This window comes from Sodalis ligni (assembly GCF_016865525.2).
In the GTDB taxonomy this organism is placed as follows: Bacteria; Pseudomonadota; Gammaproteobacteria; order Enterobacterales; family Enterobacteriaceae; genus Acerihabitans; species Acerihabitans ligni.
Genome location: NZ_CP075169.1, coordinates 5412815 through 5429328, shown reverse-complemented (window position 1 = coordinate 5429328; position 16514 = coordinate 5412815). Strand labels below are relative to the sequence as shown.

General features: G+C 52.0%; 15 protein-coding genes and 2 pseudogenes. All 17 read left to right on the top strand.

Annotation, left to right across the window (positions count from 1 at the left end; translation table 11 throughout):
* Positions 1-85: 85 nt before the first annotated feature.
* The 17 genes and pseudogenes from spaK to sctF all read left to right on the top strand — a co-directional run bounded on the left by spaK (position 86) and on the right by sctF (position 16378).
* On the top strand, positions 86-487 hold the full coding sequence (gene spaK / locus GTU79_RS25480) for an SPI-1 type III secretion system chaperone SpaK (RefSeq protein WP_203520933.1): 402 nt from the start codon (positions 86-88) through the stop codon (positions 485-487).
* Positions 488-1782 (top strand): annotated as a pseudogene (gene sctN / locus GTU79_RS25475) (type III secretion system ATPase SctN).
* On the top strand, positions 1766-2218 hold the full coding sequence (locus tag GTU79_RS25470) for a hypothetical protein (RefSeq protein ID WP_203520937.1): 453 nt from the start codon (positions 1766-1768) through the stop codon (positions 2216-2218). The pseudogene sctN and the gene GTU79_RS25470 overlap by 17 nt, the downstream one beginning before the upstream one ends.
* Positions 2206-3123 (top strand): hypothetical protein, encoded by a 918-nt coding sequence (locus GTU79_RS25465; RefSeq protein WP_203520939.1) that lies wholly within the window; start codon positions 2206-2208, stop codon positions 3121-3123. Before GTU79_RS25470 ends, GTU79_RS25465 begins: the two co-directional genes overlap by 13 nt.
* Positions 3120-4055, top strand: coding sequence for a type III secretion system cytoplasmic ring protein SctQ (gene sctQ, locus GTU79_RS25460; RefSeq protein WP_203520941.1), 936 nt, complete (start codon positions 3120-3122; stop codon positions 4053-4055). The genes GTU79_RS25465 and sctQ overlap by 4 nt, the downstream gene beginning before the upstream one ends.
* Positions 4045-4701, top strand: a complete 657-nt coding sequence (locus GTU79_RS25455; protein ID WP_203520943.1) for an EscR/YscR/HrcR family type III secretion system export apparatus protein — start codon at positions 4045-4047, stop codon at positions 4699-4701. Before sctQ ends, GTU79_RS25455 begins: the two co-directional genes overlap by 11 nt.
* 21 nt (positions 4702-4722) lie before the next feature.
* Positions 4723-4986: an EscS/YscS/HrcS family type III secretion system export apparatus protein gene (locus GTU79_RS25450; RefSeq protein WP_203520945.1), complete on the top strand. Its 264-nt coding sequence runs from the start codon at positions 4723-4725 to the stop codon at positions 4984-4986.
* The gene (gene sctT, locus GTU79_RS25445; protein ID WP_203520947.1) at positions 4986-5777 is read left to right on the top strand and encodes a type III secretion system export apparatus subunit SctT; all 792 of its coding nucleotides are present in this window, start codon (positions 4986-4988) and stop codon (positions 5775-5777) included. The genes GTU79_RS25450 and sctT overlap by 1 nt, the downstream gene beginning before the upstream one ends.
* Before the next feature lie 35 nt (positions 5778-5812).
* On the top strand, positions 5813-6859 hold the full coding sequence (locus GTU79_RS25440) for an EscU/YscU/HrcU family type III secretion system export apparatus switch protein (protein ID WP_203520949.1): 1047 nt from the start codon (positions 5813-5815) through the stop codon (positions 6857-6859).
* Positions 6860-7049: 190 nt separating this feature from the next.
* Positions 7050-7550: pseudogene (gene sicA, locus GTU79_RS31670) on the top strand (type III secretion system translocator chaperone SicA).
* Positions 7547-9334: a type III secretion system translocon subunit SseC family protein gene (gene sctE / locus GTU79_RS25430; RefSeq protein WP_203520953.1), complete on the top strand. Its 1788-nt coding sequence runs from the start codon at positions 7547-7549 to the stop codon at positions 9332-9334. The pseudogene sicA and the gene sctE overlap by 4 nt, the downstream one beginning before the upstream one ends.
* 13 nt (positions 9335-9347) lie before the next feature.
* Complete coding sequence (locus GTU79_RS25425) at positions 9348-10496, top strand: IpaC/SipC family type III secretion system effector (RefSeq protein WP_203520955.1); 1149 nt, start codon at positions 9348-9350, stop codon at positions 10494-10496.
* Positions 10497-10616: 120 nt separating this feature from the next.
* Positions 10617-11705: an IpaD/SipD/SspD family type III secretion system needle tip protein gene (locus GTU79_RS25420; RefSeq protein WP_203520965.1), complete on the top strand. Its 1089-nt coding sequence runs from the start codon at positions 10617-10619 to the stop codon at positions 11703-11705.
* Positions 11706-11721: 16 nt separating this feature from the next.
* Positions 11722-14148 carry a hypothetical protein gene (locus GTU79_RS25415; RefSeq protein WP_214513487.1) on the top strand — a complete coding sequence of 809 codons (2427 nt, stop codon included), beginning with the start codon at positions 11722-11724 and terminating at the stop codon, positions 14146-14148.
* A gap of 68 nt (positions 14149-14216) precedes the next feature.
* Positions 14217-14486, top strand: coding sequence for an acyl carrier protein (locus GTU79_RS25410; protein WP_203520969.1), 270 nt, complete (start codon positions 14217-14219; stop codon positions 14484-14486).
* A 526-nt stretch (positions 14487-15012) separates the two neighbouring features.
* On the top strand, positions 15013-16131 hold the full coding sequence (locus GTU79_RS25405; protein ID WP_214513486.1) for a PrgH/EprH family type III secretion apparatus protein: 1119 nt from the start codon (positions 15013-15015) through the stop codon (positions 16129-16131).
* 22 nt (positions 16132-16153) lie between these two features.
* Positions 16154-16378, top strand: a complete 225-nt coding sequence (gene sctF, locus GTU79_RS25400) for a type III secretion system needle filament subunit SctF (RefSeq protein ID WP_203520973.1) — start codon at positions 16154-16156, stop codon at positions 16376-16378.
* Positions 16379-16514: the final 136 nt, after the last annotated feature.

Here is a 16514-nt window from a genome sequence, read left to right as displayed (position 1 = left end):
TTGAAGTGATGTCTTTTGGCGAATTGACAGAGGTTGTCAATGTCAATGTTATCAAAACTATCTAATTAACCTTGGAGTATAATACATGCATGTTGATATTGCAGAGCTGGTCCGTGAAGCACTATTAGAAAGCGGTTGCGATCCGAATCTGCTGAGTAATTTTGATAGTCATTCCACAATCGCCCTTGATTTTAATGATTTGCCAAGTATCTATATCAGCAGTCAGGAAGAGGATATCTGGCTGTGGTCGCGACTGGCGGAATATAGCGATAATATTCTGGAGCAGCGGGCGCATGCCCTGCTTGACGAATTGATGAGCGGCGCTGAATTTATCCGCGGCGAACAGTTTCATTTATCCAGGAACGAAGGCTACCTTGAACTCAAAGCCCTGCTGAAACCCATGTGCATGAACAGCGGACAGAATTTCGCGGTTGCCCTGAGCGGCTTTTTTGAGAGACTTGAACGTTTTGTCGAGGTCATGCAGTAAATGACCGGCACCTTGCGGTTGTTGCAACGGCAGGCCATGCCCCTGCGGCTGGCCGGCCCTATCATTGAAGCGGCTTTGCCGGGCGTCAAGGTGGGAGAGATTTGCGAAATCCGCCGCAGCTGGACCTCATCGGAGGTGATTGCCCGCGCCCAGGTCATGGGATTCCATCATGAACGTACCGTGCTGAGTTTAATCGGCAACGGTCGCGGCCTGTCGCGGGATGTGGTCTTGCATCCCACCGGCGCGCAGCTGACGGTAGGCGTCAGCGATGCCCTGCTGGGGGCGGTTATTGATCCGCAAGGTGCTATCACCGAACGGCTCTGCCAGCCGTATGAGGGACTGTTGCCGGAAATCAGGCCCATAGATGCCGATGCGCCTTCTTATCAGCAGCGTATTGGCATCCGTTCGCCTTTTATTACCGGCATTCGCGCCATCGATAGCGTATTGACCTGCGGCAGCGGCCAGCGGGTCGGCATTTTCGCCTCCGCCGGCTGCGGTAAAACCGTGCTGATGCATATGCTTATTGAACGGTCCGACGCGGATGTGTTCGTCGTGGGCCTTATCGGCGAACGCGGACGGGAAGTCACCGAGTTTACCGAAGCATTGCGGCTTTCCGGACGGCAGGACAGGGTGGTGCTGGTTTACGCCACCTCGGACTACTCCTCCCTGGATCGCTGCAACGCCGCCATGGTCGCCACCACCGTAGCGGAGTATTTCCGCGATCGTGGCAAAAAAGTGGTGTTGTTTCTAGACTCCATCACCCGCTATGCCCGCGCCCTGCGCGATGTGGCCCTAGCCGCCGGCGAGGCCCCCGCGCGCCGGGGGTATCCCGCCTCGGTGTTCGATGCCATGCCGCGCATCCTTGAACGGCCGGGCAATACCCGGCGCGGCAGCATAACCGCTTTCTACACCATACTGCTGGAAAGCGACGACGAGCCGGACCCCATCGCCGATGAAATACGCTCCATCCTCGACGGGCATATTTATCTGAGCCGGAAATTGGCGATGCAAAACCATTACCCGGCCATCGACGTGCTGCGCAGCATCAGCCGGGTTTCCGGCCAGGTGACGGACAATAACCAGCAGCTTATGGTGGGGGGATCCGCAAACTGCTGGCCAAGCTTGAGGAGCTGCAAATTTTTCTCGATCTCGGCGAATACAAACCCGGCGAAAATCCCGAAAACGACCGCGCTATCAACAAACGCCAGGCATTGCGGGATTTTCTTTGTCAATCCACCGCCGAGGCCACCGATTTCACGGCGACGCTGCAGGGGATGTATGACGTTATTTCATAAGATAAAAACCCTGATCGGCCGTTGTGATGTCAGCCGGCAGCGCTGTGAACTGCAGTTGGCCAGCGACGAACGGCGCCGGCAGGGTTTTATCGATGAGATTACCGCGCTGCGGCGGCATAACGAGGGGGTGCGGCAATTAATCGAACTGGAGCGGCCGCAAGGCCAGCTGGATCGGGCGCAGCTATTTTTGCGCCAGCGCCGCCTGGCAGTCTTGCGCCGGAAATTTCATGATATGCAGCTCCAGGAAAAAAAGCTTCATCAGGAGATGGAGGAGCTCGGTCAGCAGATGCGCGAGATGCAGGCCCGCCGGCAGCACTGGCATCGGCAGCAGGAAAAATATCAGCGTTGGGCCGACCGGCAGCGACAGCAGCGCAGAGTCGTCCGGTTACGCCAGGAAGAAAATGAAATGCAGGAGATCATTACGTGGAAATCTTAACGACCTCAGCACATGTTTACGCCGATTCGTTCAGCGACCGGCAAACCGCTGTTGATATTAAACAGATCGTTGCCGGCAATGGAGCGTATCCATCCCAGGCCAACCCGCCGCCGGACTCCGCCGCACAGGCATCGCCCGGACAAGAGCTGTCTCGGAAGGATCGCGCCGGCAGGAAAAAGAAGCAGCCCGGCCTTGACGGCGAAGCAGGTGCCCTGGCACCGGGCGTCATGCCATTGCCGGAGCCTGCGGCCATGGGGGGAAATAGAATCGCATCCCGGCTTGAAAACCGTCATGGCGCGGGACAGGATATCCGGGGCGCGTTGGCAGATATGGAAGGCCGCCGCCGGTTAAAAGCCGCCGCCGCGGGGGAAACATCGTTGCCGCCGGCGGCCAAAGACGCCGTCCCGTCGGGGGACGTTTTGTTGCCCGCGGCGGCTAATGCCGCCGAACCCAGGCTTGCCGACCTGCCCGATACCCGGTCTGTCGGAGCCGGCGAGGGAGACGATAATTCCTTTAACGGCCTTATGTCCGCCGGTGTTCCGGTGAACGCGCGCCCGGCGGGAGAATCGGCGCCGGCGCAGTTAAAAACGCCCGAGCCGCTGTTGAATGAACGGCATAATACCGCTCAATTCGCGCCCGAAACTAAAAGCCACGACGGCGATCGCGGCGGCACGCTGCTCTATACATTTAATAACGGTAAGGCGCTCGGCACAGGAGCCACGGAAGTCAATCAGGTAAAGATTGCATTCCAGGGTTCGACGATACTGGCCCCGTCCAATAGAACCGTCGAGGAAAATCTGCTGGCGAACCAAAGCGAGGCGCGGGGTTATCTGGTACAACCCGCTTCCGAGCGTGAACAGCAGCGGCGACAGCAGCACGACCAGGATGCGGGAGAGGATCAGTGAGCTATCGGCAACTGCGGTCTCTGCCCCGGGCGCAGATCTTCTGGCAATGCGTATTGGCGGGCTGGCGGGCGCAGGATATCACGGTCTCCCTGGAGACGCCGGCACCTGTCGGCCTTCGTATGCTGGTCAGCGCCGATGGCGGCGTCTGGCGGGCGTTCATGGATCCCAGGGAGTGGCTGTGCCATGAATTTCCTGAGCTGGCGACTCTCGCCGGCGCCGCCTGCGACGACGAAAAAATCATGGCGTTGTTCAATCTCCGATCGCGCCCGTTGACCTTTGCCCACAGCGCCCTGACGTACCGCGCACTGCGGGCCGAAGGTTTTATCCAGTTGGGTGGCGAATATTCAAAACCCTTACCCCGCGTATCCGCCCGGGAATGTACGCTGTGGATAACCGACATCGCCGCCAGCCTGGTAATGCAACCTCGATCCACCGGCGCGAGCCTGTCCGGGATGCCGTTGGCGGTGGAGTGGATTATCGGCTCAAGCCGTTTACCCGGGGCCCTGGCGAAACAACTGTCCGTTGGCGATGTTTTGCTTATCAACAAGGCGGAACACCAGGTGCGCTGCCAGGGGATGACAATCGGCACTTATTGGCAAAAAGAAGAGATGATTATGATGAAAGAGAACCATCAGCTTGGCAACCTGCCGGAGGGGGATGCCATGACGTCCCCGGCAACAGAACCGGTTTCCGGCGTATTGGCGGCGGTACCGTTGAAGGTGGAGTTTATCCTGCAGCGGCGTTATCTGCCTATCGGTGAGCTGCAGCAGCTGTTTAAAGGTCAGGTATTGGAAATCGATCCGTCCGGTGAAAAGAATATAGAAATCCGGGCCAACGGCCATGTGTTAGCGATGGGTGAACTGGTGCAACTGGAGGACAGGCTTGGGGTTGAGATAATGTCGTTACACCAGGACCCTGCCAATGAACACTGATATAGGTCTTATCGGCACATTATCGTTCTTGTCGTTATTGCCGTTCCTGATTGCGTCCGGCACCTGTTATATCAAATTCTCCATCGTTTTTGTCATGGTGCGCAATGCGCTGGGTTTGCAGCAGGTGCCGTCTAATATGACGCTCAACGGGGTGGCGCTGCTGCTGGCGTTATTCGTTATGGCGCCCGTGGCCCGCGACGCCTATCAGTCGTTTCACGATCAAGGCGTGGATATGGCCAACTCGGAATCCGTGATGAACTTTATGGAAAACGGTCTGGATGGCTATAAGGACTATTTGCAAAAATACACCGACCCCGATCTGGCCCGTTTTTTTGAAAAAGCGCAATCACAAAAAAATGAGGATAACGATATTGAGGATACGCTTTCCTCTCCCTCGATGCTGGCCCTGCTGCCGGCTTATGCCCTAAGTGAAATAAAAAACGCCTTCAAGATAGGTTTTTATCTCTATTTGCCGTTTGTGGTGGTGGATTTATTAATTTCAAGCATTCTGCTCGCCTTGGGCATGATGATGATGAGCCCCATAACCATATCGGTTCCTATTAAACTGATATTATTTGTGGTGCTTGATGGTTGGACGCTGCTCTCCAAGGGCCTTATTTTACAGTACATCGATCTGGCTACCTAATTAAGTGAATTTGGTGTAATAATGAATGATATTGTATTTGCAGGTAATAAAGCGCTTTATCTTGTGCTTATTTTATCCGCCGGACCCATACTGGTGGCTACTTTGGTAGGCCTGCTGGTGGGCTTGTTTCAAACCGTAATGCAATTACAAGAGCAAACGTTGCCTTTCGGCATAAAATTATTATGCGTAACGTTATGCCTTTTTCTTTTATCCGGCTGGTACGGTGAAACGCTGCTGGGTTTTGGCCGGGAAGTCATCAGAATGGCCTTGAGCCGACCCTATTAATGAATATCTCTTCGATTTTCGACATACAGCATGGGTTGGCCGCCATGGTGCTGGGTTCAGTAAGAATCACGCCGGCGTTTTTTTTGCTGCCCTTTCTAAGCAGCAGCGTTGTCAGCGCCACCATCCGTATGCCGGTAATCATGCTGATTGGCCTGTCGTTATGGCCTCATCCCATCAACGCCCTGCCTCTCGAGCATGTCGCTGATTATATGAAAATTCTTGCCCAGGAAGCCTTTATCGGCCTGATCCTGGGCATCGTGTTCGCTTTGCCGTTCTGGGTCATGCATGCCATCGGCAGTGTTATCGACAACCAGCGCGGCGCCACCATCAGCAGCACCCTAGATCCCATGACCGGGGTCGATACCTCGGAGCTGGCCAATCTATTCAATCTTTTTGCCGGCGCGCTGTTCCTGTTCGGCGGTGGATTGATGCTGATGATGGAAGGTTTTAAACGCAGCTATCAGTTATGCGATCCCTTTCTAGCCTGCTCGCCGCCGTTAGCGCCGGTAATGGGCCTGTTATCCTATCTGGTGACAAAGATGATGATACTGGCCAGCCCGGTTTTGGCCGCGCTATTGCTATCGGAAATGCTGCTGGGGCTGCTGTCGCGTTTTGCGCCGCAAATGAATGCTTTTTCAATCTCATTAACCATTAAAAGCTTAATTGCATTCTTTATTCTCATACTCTACTTTTCACCGGTTTTGCCCGATGCATTCAGAGCGTTATGGCCCCAGGGCGACCGTTTGAATATTTGGCTGTTAAAAGATGTATTAGCATCAACCATAAACTGATCATCCCCGGATAATGTCCAGCCGCAGGAAACCCGATGTCGAACAAAACAGAAAAACCGACCTCAAAACGCTTAAAGGACGCAGCGCAAAAAGGTCAAACCTTTAAATCCCGCGATCTTCTGGTGGCCTGCATGCTGCTGTGCGGTGTTCTTTGGCTGACCTCCGTGAGCTCGTTGTCAGAGCTGATGGGACTGTATCGTAATCTGATAGCCGTCAATTTTGAATTGAATTTAAAAGCGTACAGCACCGCGATAATTATTCTGGCGCTAAAGCTGATTATTCCTATTTTGCTGATATGCCTGGCTACCTCGGCGCTGCCGACGCTGATTCAAACCGGCTTTGTCCTTGCCACCAAGGCGCTGAAGCTGAATTTTAACGCGTTGAATCCCACTAAGGGCATCAAGAAAATATTCAGCATGCGGACCATCAAGGATGCGGTAAAGGCGCTTTTATACTTTGCCAGCTTTGCCCTCGCAATTGTTATCACCTGGCATAACAATAAACACCTTCTGTTTTCTCAGGTCCACGGTACCGGCGCAAGCATCGTTTTTATCTGGCGCGATCTGTTTTTATCGCTGGTGTTAACCTGCCTGGCCTGTCTTATACTCGTTTCGATTCTGGATGCCTTGGCGGATTATTTTCTGCATTTAAAAGAATTGAAAATGGATAAACAGGAAGTTAAACGTGAAATGAAAGAGCAAGACGGAAACCCGGAGATCAAATCACGGCGACGCCAGCTGCATATGGAGCTATTGTCAGAGCAGACCAAATCGGATATCAGGAGCTCAAAGCTTATCATCGCCAACCCGACGCATATTGCAATTGGTATTTATTTCAACATGGATGTTGTGCCGGCGCCCTTTATTTCAGTGTTCGAATGCAACCAGCGGGCATTAGCGGTCAGACGCTATGCCGAAGAGGTCGGCGTGCCCGTGGTGCGTGATATACAGCTGGCCAGAAAGATTTATAAAACTCATCGTTTACATACTTTTATCAAATTAGAACAACTCGATAAAGTCATGCGTTTATTAAGCTGGCTTCATGAAGTAGAAAATGCTTGGCGGAATGAAGAAGGTCAGTGATTTAATTGAAAAATTATTTATCAATTTTTTCGGATGTATGGTTTCAATAATAAGACGCGCATCACACTTCAATGAATAAAAAGTATTCGATGGCTTCTTTTGAGTAAGCGATAGTTGAAAGTATTGCCATTTTGTTCGTGGTTCAATCAAGTCACCATTATTATCGATGGTGACATTTTCAGGAGTTTTTATGAATGTAAATGATAATGTCAGCGATGAGCAAATCGCGTCTATGCTGTGGAATGCGGTTAAAAGCGGCGTAACGTTAAAGGATGTGCATGAGTTGCCGGATGAAATGATGGAGGGCTTTATGCACACGCCTATGATTTTACAATAAAGGCCAGTTGGACGAAGCCGCTACTTTTTCCGCTTTCTGTGTATTTACGATTTTACAATCCTGATTATTACATGGGGTTAGCGGCGGTATATCAATTGCAAAAGCAATTCCAAAAGCGGCGGACATTTATGCCGTGGCTTTTCTCTTGCACAAGATGATTATCGGCCGGTGTTTTTCAGCGGACAATGCCAGCTGCTGATGCAAAAGGCCAATAAAGCAAAACAATGCTTCGAATTAGTGGCGGAACATTCACGAGAAGAAGCATTTCGTATTAGAGCCAACGCTTATTTGGAGCAACTAAATAAGAATGTTGAAGAAAAAGATTCAGTTGCTGAACATAAGGAGCTTACATGACCGACATCGCCAAAGCCCTGGACAGCAGTCAAGTTCCTATTTCTACGGAATCTGCTAGGGGTAATGAGGCCGTAAATACGGCTTTATTCAATAAGACACATATTACCCAGGAAAAAGCGCTGTCGCTTTTTTACGAATCGCAGAAGGCTGCGCTGGCCATGTTGGCCGTCCTGAACGATGGCGCTTCACAATCTTCCTCACGTTCTTTGGCTGAAAGCGGCGCGCCTGAGTTAAGAGAACCGGCGAAACCGGTGGGCGCGGATGCAAAACTCAGCGGCAGCGCCGTGTTCACACTGTTGGCCGGAAACGCCATGATGCTGCTGGGGAATCACTCCCTGGTGCAGTTGGCCGATCGGTTGCAGATAATACAGGCCAATAGCGAGGCGTTAAAACAGGCTAACGAGGCTTTGGCGCAGCAATTCCAGCAGGCTGTGGACAGCAGCGCGGCCGCGCTCAGTGCCGCGGAAGCTGATAGCGCATCATTGCAAACCGCACAAAACTCGCTGGCGGAAAAACAGGAAAATTATGATCAGGCCAAAAATCGATTGGACCTGCTTTCTCCCGAGGACCCGGAATATACCGCCGCACTAAGCCGGTTCGAATCGGCCGAGCGGGAATTGTCCGACGCCGCAAGGGATGTCGCCCAGGCGCAGGTAAAAGCCGGTGAGTCCTATCAGGCCGCACGGGAAAGTTCTTTATTACTGGACGATCTGTTCCGGAAAATGCAGGGAGTGGCGAATATGCCGTCCCCGATGATGAAGGAATTGGCGGAACAAAGCCTCAGCACCATGGCCCGCATGTTATTCCTTATCAGTACCCTGATGAAGCTGATGGGTGAAAACAATGAAAAAGCGCTGGCAAACGATCAGGAATTATTTCTCAACATCCAGGAAAGCGAACAGCGATCGTTGAAAATCCAGGGTGACAAACACGCCGAAGAGATGAAAAAAGCCGAGACCTTGAATACGGCATTGGGCTGCGTCGGCAGGATCCTTGGCGGCCTTATCACGCTGATAAGCGTCGTCGGGGCGATATTTTCCGGAGGCGCCAGCCTGGCCATCGCTGCCGTCGGTATCGCTTTGATGGTGGGTGATGAAATCAGTAAAGCGGTCACCGGCGTTTCTTTTATGGAAAAAGCACTCAGCCCGATCATGGACAATATCATCAAACCCCTGGTGGATGCCCTGAGCAAAGGCATTGCCAAAATGCTCGAAAGGCTGGGGATGGACGCCGCCACCGCCAACATGATCGGCGGCATTGTCGGAACGCTGGTGGCCGCGGCTCTGGTCATCGCCGTCATGATTGTGGGCAAAGCCGCGGCCGGAAAAGTGGCCTCCACGGCCTTTGCCAATATGGCGAAGGAAGCAATCAAGGATATCCTGCCTGCGGTGTTGAAGAATGCCGCCACCACGGTGAACAGCGCGGTGAGAAGCGGTGTGAAACGGATGCTTGACTGGTTCAATAAGGCGTCGGATAAAGAGGCCCTTCAGCTCTACACCAATCGTCTTAACAATGTCAGTGCCGCTACCGCACTGGGTTCGGAAATGACACAAGCGGGCATCGGCGTGGCCAGGGGGGTCGCTGAAAAAAATGCCGCTGACATTGAGGCAAGCTTCACCCTGTCCAGCGCGGTGATGGCGCAAATCAGGCAACTGATTGAACAATTAATCGAGAAGTTCGCCGATTCGCAACAGGATCAGCAACGGCTTATGGCGATGTTGTCAGACGCGCAAACCAATACTGGCCAAACCCAGAAATCCATACTCAGAAATTCAATAGCTTAAAAAGGAAATTATCATGTCCGCAATATCTTCGCAAGGCATAGCCTCTAGTGTGCTGAACCAGGAAGCTCTCACCGCAAATGCTCAAACCAGCAATGCCGAGGCCAACGGGAAACCGATATCATCCAGCCAATCTTTTGCCGGTATCGTCACCGACAAAATGCTTGACTCTTTATTAGGTACCGGTGCCGCCGTCACGTTAAGACATCCCGATAGCGCCGGGCGCATGCCGGTCAAAGAACTGCATGCCGAGGTGGAAAAAATGCTGGAACGACCGGATTTCCTGCAGGTTTTGGAGCAACGTGCCGCCGACGGCACGGAACAAAAGGAGGTCAAAAAGGAATTTGATATCAGTAAATTAACGTCCAGTAATATTGCCGCCCTATTTGCCGAAATTTTAAAGGCGCTGCAGGCAAATAAAACGGCGGAAAATATTAATAAAGGGGATATGGCGATCCTGAAAGGGGATATGACCGAGGGCGCCGCAAAAGCCATTATAGCGAGTGGACAAACAGCACTCAATGGCGCTATCGGCCAGGCGGCATTCGGCACCGCCATTTCCGGCGGGGGTTACGCGATGCAAAGAAAAGGCATTAACCAGGAACGAAGCCTATTACAAAATGATAGCAAGACTATTCTCGCAAAGCAGCATGCTCTGAACAACGACCAGCTGAATTTCGCAAAGGGTGGCAGTCAGACCCCTGGCTCGGCAATGGATACCGAGTCGCCACGTTTCAAAACCGCCGACGGCGCAAGCGTTTCCCAACAGCGGAGCCATGAAACATCTAATAATGAATATGGGTCGCATATCCAAGATGGCGCCAGATTTAACAACGAGAAGAAAAATATCGGCGACCTTGAACGCGATCTTAAGGATAAGCAGGCTAAGGCAGAGGGTATCAAAAACAAAGGTACGTTCATTTCACAGATGAACCACCCCATCACGGGCATCGCCGCCGGCCAAACCCAGGCTATTCAGGCCAGTGAGAATGCGCAGCAGCATATTCTGCAGCAGGTGGGACATGCCGCCGACGGTCTGGGGGAAACCAGCAGCGCCAATTCCCGTGATTTCGAGAGCCTGCTGCAAACCATTGCGCAAAAACTCGCGGATATCCTACGGGCCCATTTGGACACCGCCGGCATGATAGCGGGTAAATCGGTTTGATCATAACAAGCGCCGCCGGCCAAGACGCGGCGGCGCGCAATATGGAGCGTTAACACCATGCCTTATGAAAATCTCTCATCAATAACAAATCAATCAAACCCCCTTTTTTTTGACAAAAATGTGGATAAGACGTCAAGCCAGCGTACAAACGCCGTTGAAGCGCACTCTCTTGACGAAACGTCTACCGCAGAAATCAGCACGAATAACCATTCGGCGCTGGTCAATGAGGTGGAATCCTTAACGTCCCAGGCCCTTGCCGATCTGGAAAATTGCCGTGAAACGTTGAGCAGAAATGACAAGAATATAAAAGACAACACGGCGAAGTTGGAAAGTCAATTCCAAGCGAGCAAACAGCGGCTCGATAATGCCATCGACGGCGGCCTGCGGGGTGAAACCCCCGATCAAGAGCAAAACGTCTCCTCTTTGGCGTCGGCGCAAACCGATCCGGGATGGCAGGTTGATTTCAAGTCGGCCATGGATAAGCTGAATGGGGTCAAAGCCCTTGAGCAGGGCGCGGTCGGTTCTGATATCTTTGCCAAGAGCCTTGATGACGGCGCCTCGGCTGTGTTTGCCGGCCTGGATGAGGAAAGGTTTAAAAGCTACCGGGAGCTTTGGCAGGATGCGGTGGATGGCATTGGAATCGTCAAAGCGGGCTACCTGGACGTGTATGAAACGGTGGTGGAGCGTTATACCGCCTTTTACAGCGCTTTTAGCGATTTTATGAGTGGATTGACCGCCCTAATCACCTTTAAAACGGATGATAAAGGCACTCAGACCATGGAATTCAAACCGGAAGCGCTAAAGAAAATCGAAGCATTGATTAACTCTTATTCCGGGGACAAGGCCGTGCTTTTCCCCGCCTCCGGCACGGTGAGCGAAACCGAGGCGAAAAAGTGGGCCTCTGAACTGGGTTTGCCCGCCGGTTGCGTCAAAAGCTCCGGCAGCGGTTTTGTGGTAACAATCGACCTCTCTCCTTTGATCACCATCCGCGATAATCTTAAAGAGATGTCCGGTTCCATGACGACCTTTCAGTACCAGTCGTGGAAAAGCGGCTTTGATGCCCAATCGAGTAAATTCCAGACGACGTTGCAAACGTTAACCACCAAATACGGCAATGCCAACGGGATGTTCGATACGGCAAACAAGATTTTGAGCTCGACGATAACCTCCGGCGCCGAAGCGCTGAAACAAATTCTTGCCTCCATGTAGCATAGGTGAAAAGACTATGACCGCTATTAGCGCGACAACAAACGCCATAGGCGCAGCTTTACGTAAAATCGGCGATATTTTAGATCCATCGCCGTTGGCAAGCCACATGAAGGGTATCGGCAACGTGACAGCACGGGCCGCGTCATCATCGGTGCCGATGGCAAAGTCAGATGCCCGTCGCGTCTCTCGTGGCGACGTAGGCAAGGACGTTTCGGGCCAAACACGTTCAACCCGTACAAAAAATATTGCCCGTTTAACCAGTTCGGATGACGGTGATAATCACGATGGCGCCACGGCAAACGCGGCGGACGATACCGAGTCCATTGCATCCGCTGCGGCGAAAAGCAAGCATCCGCAAACACCGCTTGGTCTCAACGATTGTAAGGAAAATTTTGAACGGGATAAACTACTTTCACTTTTTGAGGCCGCCGGTAAAAATAAAGATAAACTTGAGTTGTTGTTTGCCACTGGTGAAAATTCAATAGCCATTCACCACTTAAACCATATCGCCACTATTTATCACACGGCCCGCACGTTGGGTCCATCAAGCGATGCAATGAATGGCATTAATGACGCCATGACGAAACTGACCGAAATGATGGTTGCGGATGGATTGGGTCGAAAGTCTGTTTTTGGCAGTTATCAGCTGGGAAAGAAGGCCGGTCATGTCAAAGTCAAAAATCTTGAAAATAAATTATTGATGGGTTTAGCGACTATCTCAGGCAAAGGTGCTTTTGCCGCTGGCAATATGTTGCGTGCCCAATGCGTCGGACCCTTTATCAAAGCCTATATTGAACAAAAACCGGGCATTTTGCTCACGCCGGAACAATCGGAAAAAATCGATGACCTCCTTGATGACTGGGCCAAAATGACCTGGGGAAATGTGCATGATGGCATGCAGGCACATCAAACCGATGAGATTGAAAAGATCTGCCGTATTATCGATATGGTGTTGACGCTGCCGAATTTGTTAGGGCAAATGAGCGCAGACCGGATCAAAGAGAAGCTTTCCTCGGAAACAGCCACTCTGGAGCAGCAGCCCAAGCCTAAACCATTGACGACTGGGACGGATGAGCATGAGATTAATCCCGCCACCGTGCATTCGGGCGACAATCAGGAAAAAACTAACGGGCCGCCAAATCCAGGCCAGTACAATATAAACATATACGATTTCAGCACGCGTTTCACTTATAGTCCTGTCGATATCACCTACCGGGGCAAGGAAAAGTCGGACAGTAAGAAATCCCATACCGAACGGGTGGATGCCGCGACCAATACGGATCGATTCCGGCTTCCTACCCAGGATAAGTATGAGATTGACGTGGGGCCACAGCCGATGTTTGCTGAGGTGGTAGAGCAGGATATACAAAACCGCATAGCGAAAATGTTCGGCCGGCTAGAGACCATCAGTATCGTTGTGCCGCGTTCTCAGGTTGCGAAACATATTTCGCCGCCGGTTCTTTGGGGAACACAGACGTCCCTCGAGGCGATTCTTCCACAGGAGCAAAAAGCGACGGTAAGTACCCAGGCGGTGGAGATACCCTTGAACACGGCGCAATCGGAAACCATTGCGACACGCCGTAATGAAGCGCTGTCATCCACCGTTATCCATTCGCAGCCGCTGACAGCCCAGGCGCCACAATATGCCGCACCGCTGTCAAAGGCGCAGGAGTTGCCGCTTTATGGCATCAGCCGTACCATGGCGGACAATAAACGCTTCGCCGACATAACCGGGTCGCCGGTTTCCCGAGCCCAGGTACGAAATGTGCCGCCATCGGACCGGGATCAACGGGACAGTAACGACGAAGATGCTTTGCGAACCGGTCAGCAGACAAGTTCCACAGTGCTGAAAGGCCCGCAGCCGGTCGTGCTCACCAACCAGGGCAGACAGCTATCACAATTGCCGCGCGTCGAACCGAAAGTGAAGCATTTCGCGCCGTCAAATATGAAAAGGGAAGATTTGACAGTCGCAAAGCGTCATCTGAAACAAACCGGCGTGGATTATCTGTCGCCGCCTGTGGAGGCAATTAAACTGCAGGCAGACGGCGGCGCCGAGACTCGGGCCAGAACACAGCAGCTGTCGCGGGCTGTTGTCGCTCAAATGATGGCCCAGGATATGCAGGCCCCGCAGTCCGCTGATACGCCGGCTATCCCGACTGCTGAAACGAAAGCAGTGCCGCCAAGCAAACCCTCGGTCGCATCGACAACCGAGCCGCCGGTTTCTCAGCCGGCGGTGGCAGATAATCGGGTGATGCTTTCCGCGGCGGGACTTCGGCGGTCCAACCGTACGCACGGAACATCGGGCGTAAAACATTTCGTGCCGATGGACGGAACGCCAGAGGTTGTGCCAACGCTGGCAAATGACAAAACGAATTATATGTCAAAACGCCTGGCCGCTTATAAACCCGGGGCCAACGACATCAAAGAAGACGGCAAAAGCTGAAATCCGGCCCACCGCCCTTAGGGCGGCAGGCCTATACGCAACTGGATAACGCACGAGGCTAACATACCATGACCAACACTCCGCAGACCCATTGTGATGAGCCGATCAGAGAGCGCTTGCATGCCTTGCTGGCCGATAAATTGGGCCGACAGCAACACGAGATCTTAAATCACCTTCATCTGGTAAATGAGCTGTACGTTGATTCTTTAGATCTCGTCGAAATTGAAATCGGTATTTCGGAAACATTTAATATTAATATTTCGGAAAAAGAGGTGCTGAAAATGGAAACAGTGGAGGATCTTTATCATATCGTCAGGAGACATATTACCGAGAAATAGATCTATGCAGCCGGATTTCCTGCAGACCGTACGGGACGGTAAGGTTATCATCCGCTGCATATTATTTCCGCCTATCGACAATGTGCGGTAATTGGGTTATACCCTGGGTGAAAGGCCGCAAAAGACGATTCATCATCAAATAAAGAAGTGATTATGCTGATGTTGAAGTCACTGCTGTTAAAATTCTTGAAGTAGGATAGTCATGCTATATCTTACACGAATCGTTGACGGTCAAGCATGCGTAACCTACAGGGTTCTCCAATATATGCCGCGATCGCCGGCGCTATAATAGACAAAGCGTCGGACAGGTTTTGATGCCGAACAGTGCAATACGAAAAAGAATTATTGGCATCATTATTATTGAGGATACTTTATCAGATTGTCATCATGAAGTGATATAGGGAACGGCTTATACTCCATTTCATCATGATCTCATGGAATACCGATAAAATTTTAACATGCATACTGAACAAGATAGATTGGCCGACCCCATGACGTTATAGTTGTTCGATTGCTGAATGGGCTGTTGAAAGGGTGCGAATATAATCTCTCTTCCGGTAAAACGCTGTTTATCGCGGCGGGCGGAGAAGAGCTGGACGCCTGCGCGTTACCCTCCTTTCCTCAGGACAGCGTACTGCTGCTGGTGGAAGGCGAAAGCGTCAATTTCGAGATTATCACCGCGCCGGCTACCGGCGAAACGGCCGTTTTACGCATTCTTGATGATAGCGAGGCGCGGGAAGCCGCGCTGGAAACCAACCGGGCATATCCGGTTGGGAGCCTGATGCTGGCCATACGGAAAGGGAATGAAACCTGGTCGGACGACATCCTGAATTTCCAGGCTGATAAGGCGCCGGAGCCCGTTCCCTTACGCAATAAAAATCGCAACCGGTGGGCTATCGCCGCCTTGGCCTGCGCGGCGGCTACCGCCTTTATGCTGGTATTACTTCTGGGCAAATGGGATGTCCAGCAGCGGGAAATCACGGCGCTGGCCAATCAGCTGAGCGACGAACCGGAAAAATACCGGATACTGCCCGGGCGTGACGGCACGATGCACGTGCTGACGGCCAATGACCGGGATGCATCCTGGGGACGCCAGTCCCTGGTGCGTATCAAAGCGTCGCAAACGGTCGCTATCGCCAGTTACCGTGAAGAGGCGCAGCGCATTGGGCGCTGGCTGGAGATGAATTACCCCTTTATCAAGCTGCATAACTTCAATCTTGAGCAGCCCATGCGGCCGTTACTATTGATAAGCCTGCAAAGAAATTCGCTGGACGACGCGGGAATAACCCTATTGCACAAAGAATTGATGGAGCAATTGCCCTACGCTCAGGATATCCAATTGGAAAACATGGATGACCAGGCGGTAGCAACGGCCGCGGAGGAGGGCGTTAAAAAACTCGCCGTGCCCTATACCCGGATAGATAATGCCGATAGCGTGACATTTGTTATTACCGGGGCATTAAACGATGGCGAACGTCAAAGGATCCGTGCTTTTGTTGAAGGATACGAACGCCGCTGGAATGGGCATTACGTGCAATTTGCCGTCGAGCTGGAAGACGATTGGCTGAAAGGCAAATCATTTAAATACGGGCAACATGGCTACATCAAAATGACGCCCGGTCATTGGTATTTTCCTAAACCTTGATAACCTGTTACTGGAGAAAATTATGGGTTCAATTACCGCGATTTATGAAGGATTGGCGCCTAAGGTAGATGCTGCGAACAAAGCTGTGCAAGCCGCATATGATAAAGCCATAGAGGATGCGTCTAGTCCCATGTCTCTGGCGGAGTATCAGGCCACGCTCAATGAATATACCGTGGTGCAGAGCTTGAGCGCAACGGCGATCAAGAAAGTGGCCGATCTAGATTCATTAATACTATCGAAATTTTAGCGCCTGATTATACCCTAAATAATTCAGGTTGCAGTAAGGCGACGACGCAGCGAATCCCCAGGAGCTTACTCAAGTAAATGATTGGGGTGAGCGAGGAAAGTCAACGCAGCTGCAACTTGAAGTATGACGAGTATAT